Raw genomic sequence first — 3,922 nt, forward strand, 5'->3', positions numbered from 1 at the left:
AAATAGCTTTGCAGGTTGAAATGATACTATACGTTTAGTTATGGAAGGTTGGAAAAGCTCACTATTTGGGTTTTGATGGAATCTGCAAACTATAGCTGATAGCGGGGATGAAGATTTTTCGGGCAGCTAACGATTGTTTTCAAAAAAAACAAAAAAAACGCGTAAGAAATTATTCCTACGCGCTAAATTGGTGTATTTTAAGTATTAATTGGTTTTAATTAGTTTGAATTTTGCTGATTTATGGTTACTTATATATTCGCAAATGTAAACTCCGCAAGGTAAATCGGCGGTTGAAAGTTGGATTGATTGAGAAGGAGAAACCGAGATTGTTCTTATGGATTGCCCGTGGAGATTGAATAACTGTAACTGAAGGTCATCCTTTTCCATGTTGTTGATAATTAGTTCATTAACACAAGGGTTGGGATAAATTTGAGCTAAAGGATTTGAGATTTCGTTGATTTCAGCCGGGATTCCATTTTGATTAAATTCCACCAAACCGCCGCCGGAAGTGCCAATCCATTTATTGCCATTAGGATCAACTGCGATTGAAACCACATCGTTTTGCGGCAGTCCCGAATTTGCCGTATTGTAAGCGATGAGTCCCAATCCGTCGTAACGGAGTAAACCTCCGTCGGATCCTATCCACAAGTCATTGCCTTCCCGAATAAAGCAGTTGACCTGGTTAAAGACAATTCCGGTATTGGCGGTGGTGAATTTTGTCATTTGTCCATTATAAAATTTTGCAATACCATGCGAGGTACCTATCCAAACCGAATTACCATCGGCGTAAAGGCTGTTAATTTCATTGGCCGGCAGCATAGAGTTATCGGTATTTAGGGTAATCCAGGTTCCGTGGTCGTAAATGGAGATACCACGATTAAAGGTTCCTATCCAAATTCGTCCTTGTTTGTCTTCGGTGATGGAAGTTATTCCATTGGAAACAAGGTTGGAGTTGAAAGTTGAAAATGTTTCCCAGGTATTGGAAAGTTTGGCCAATCCACCTCCCCAGGTGCCAATCCAGGTATTTCCCAGGTGGTCGGTAAACATGCAGCGAATTACATTTAAAGGGAGTCCGCTGTTTTGGGATGTAAGGACATTCCAGCTATGTCCATCGAATTGAGCGATTCCTTCATCGGTGCCTGCCCAAACTTCGCCGTTGGATGGAAATAAAAAGGTTGAAGTATTTATTTCCGGTCCATTGTTTTGGATAGAGTCGTAAGATGAATCAGAAAGGTTTAAGGAGGCCGTTCCATGTTCGTTTCCAATCCAGAGCGTATTTTCTTTAATAGCTACGGTATTAATTATGTTGGAGGATAGTTCCGAGTTGGAGGTATTGAATTTTTTCCAGTTATCGGCTTGGGTTTGAAAGCCGGATAAAAGTGCTGCGGTATAGAGTAAAGTTTTCATATTTTCGAATTTAGAATTTGGTTATTAGGAGTAGGCATGTATGATGCCACATTTTTAAATTGTTGATATTCAGTAAGTTGCTTTGTTTAATGTTTTTGAGGATTCATGCCTTTCGCATGGAATTGAACAGATTTCGTTCGTAATTGAACACACTTCGTGCATCCCCATTGCTTTTGAGGGGTAATTCTAAAAATTTCTTAAGGAATTATTTACGGATTTCGACTTTAACTTCCTTTTTTGAAGAAGATTTGGAATTAGGTGGAGTAGGAGGAGTAGGGGTTTCAATGAATTCGTCCTTGGAAATATTCTCTGTTTGAGAAATCAAATTACCCTTTTTGTCCCATTTTTTTACGGTCACTTTCCGATTTCCATGCCCCATTTCTTTTTGGACAATTTCTGTTTTTTCTCCGTTTTCATCTACGATGACCGATTTGGAATTGGCGCTAATATTTTGGATTTCGATAGTTTTTGTTCCGTCTTCATTATCTGATTCTATCATTTCGGATTCATCGTCAAATTGGTCTTTTGAATCTGCTTTATCCTCATTGAAATCGGGACAAGCTAAACCATCGCCGGTCATGGTCCAATAGTGGCCTAACATATCGTTATCGTAGGTATTGGTAACATTTTTGATATCGTAAATAATAGGAGAGATGGATTTGTTGAGATAAACTGTTTTACCAAGTCCAACGTGTACAATCACACGGATTTTTTGGTTTCTAAGTTTTTCGGAATCGGCAAGAGGGAAATAACCATTGACAACAATTAAGCTTTCTCTTTGACTAATTCCATAATCAATTGCTTTGGCACGAATGGCGGCATCAGATTTTTGGGCTCCTTTGGCGCTTCGGATTACTTCGATCCAGGTAGAGTCGTTGTGAGATTTTACGAAATCGAGTCGAGTAAGACCAACGAGGCTAGGGGAATCATTATCTACAAATATTTTCCAGTTTCCAACAAAGTTTAGGTCTTCGTCATCGTTAAATCCGTTTCTGATGATGGTTTCGGTTTTAGGGTCAGCTTCGAAGTACAAGGTGTCTTTTTGTTCGATTTTGATTTGAGTTTTATCTACATACATGCTTTTGGTATCCTTTTTTAGGTTACGCAAAGGCCAAATCAGAAGTACAATACCCAAGGCAAAGAGACCAGTAGTAACCACCGGGATAGCGAAACCTCGCTTAACTTTAAATAGAATTCGAACAGCCCAGTAAACCAGCAGAATTAGTGGGATAAGAGAGAAGAAGGCTAAGGCTGAAAGAAAGAGATTTTGGTCGATTTCTGTTACAAAAATTCGGTTTAAAACATCGTGTAAGTTGATACCAAATTCTTGTTGATTGATATTTACATTAATAAAATCCATGGAGCCAAAAAGGATAGCAAGAAAGACTATTCCAAGAATACAAGCCAAGAAGAGAAAGAAACCTCCGATGATTTTGCCAATAAAGGAGACAAATTTTACAATTACCTGAGCTAATAGTCGGAAGAAGTCGTGGAAAAACCTACCGGCAGGACTGGTAGGGACATTTTTGCCCCACGTTTTAGCTTCATTGCCAAACTCCTTAGCTCTTTGTTCCAGGTCTTTCATTTCTTCTTTTACTTGTTTTTCGATATTTTGAAGGTTAACGGGTTCACCTTTCATTTCGAGTTTATCGGCAGTGGTAATTGCCTGAGGGATAATTAGCCAAAGCACGAGGTAAAGGATAAAGCCCATTCCAAAGAAGAAAATACTTAAAGCCCAACCTAATCGTAGCCATAAAGGGTCGAAACCGAAGTAATTGGCTAGTCCGCTGCAAACACCGCCTATAACTTTGTCGTCCGGATCTCGGAAAATTCTTCTACGACTTTGGCCTGAAAAATCATAGGCTTGCGGGTTTGAGAAGGGTTGATTGGAGTTAGAGGGTTCTGCATCGCCACCAAAATCTTCCGGATTACCGAGGATGGAGATTATTTTGGTAACATCATCCTGAGAGATTACCTCCCTGTTTTTGCCAAGTTCGGCGCGGAATAATTCGGCCATACGCGCTTCAACATCGCTAACGATTTCGTTGCGTGTTTCGGGATTTGAGAAGTAACCTTTAATAGCTTGAATGTATTTGTTGAGGATATCGTAGGCTGTTTCGTCGATGTGAAAAACAAATCCGCCTAAATTGATTGTTAAAGTCTTATTCATTTTGGTTAAGTATTTCGGGTTATGAGTATTATTTGGATTGGGATTGAGTAATGTGGTTAACGGATTCAACTAATTCGTTCCAGCTTTTTAGTAAGTCGGCCAGAACCGTTTCGCCTTCCGGAGTAATTCGGTAGTACTTTCTTGGTGGTCCGCTGGGCGATTCTTCCCATCGATAGGAAAGAACTCCATCGTTTTTTAAGCGTGTTAGTAAAGGGTATAAGGTGCCTTCCACCACGATTAGTTTGGCATCTTTTAATCGTTCAATGATTTCGTTGGCATAAGCATCGTGTTGCTTAAGAATGGAAAGGATGCAAAATTCGAGCACTCCTTTTCGCATTTGTATAT

General features: G+C 39.6%; 3 protein-coding genes. All 3 read right to left on the reverse strand.

Going from position 1 to position 3,922, the window contains the following annotated elements; genetic code table 11:
* Positions 1 to 204: 204 nt before the first annotated feature.
* The 3 genes from K1X82_15035 to K1X82_15045 all read right to left on the reverse strand — a co-directional run bounded on the left by K1X82_15035 (position 205) and on the right by K1X82_15045 (position 3,920).
* The gene (locus K1X82_15035) at positions 205 to 1,407 is read right to left on the reverse strand and encodes a T9SS type A sorting domain-containing protein (protein MBX7183424.1); all 1,203 of its coding nucleotides are present in this window, start codon (positions 1,405 to 1,407) and stop codon (positions 205 to 207) included.
* 205 nt (positions 1,408 to 1,612) lie between these two features.
* Complete coding sequence (locus tag K1X82_15040) at positions 1,613 to 3,577, reverse strand: PspC domain-containing protein (GenBank protein ID MBX7183425.1); 1,965 nt, start codon at positions 3,575 to 3,577, stop codon at positions 1,613 to 1,615.
* A 28-nt stretch (positions 3,578 to 3,605) separates the two neighbouring features.
* Complete coding sequence (locus tag K1X82_15045; protein MBX7183426.1) at positions 3,606 to 3,920, reverse strand: PadR family transcriptional regulator; 315 nt, start codon at positions 3,918 to 3,920, stop codon at positions 3,606 to 3,608.
* Positions 3,921 to 3,922: the final 2 nt, after the last annotated feature.

It is taken from the genome of Bacteroidia bacterium, assembly GCA_019695265.1.
Taxonomy (GTDB): domain Bacteria; phylum Bacteroidota; class Bacteroidia; order JAIBAJ01; family JAIBAJ01; genus JAIBAJ01.

What these genes read in the sequence shown, in the direction of transcription:
- K1X82_15035 (MBX7183424.1), bottom strand. Translation starts at nt 1,407, where the DNA reads ATGAAAACTTTACTCTATACCGCAGCACTTTTATCCGGCTTTCAAACC.
- K1X82_15040 (MBX7183425.1), bottom strand. Translation starts at nt 3,577, where the DNA reads ATGAATAAGACTTTAACAATCAATTTAGGCGGATTTGTTTTTCACATC.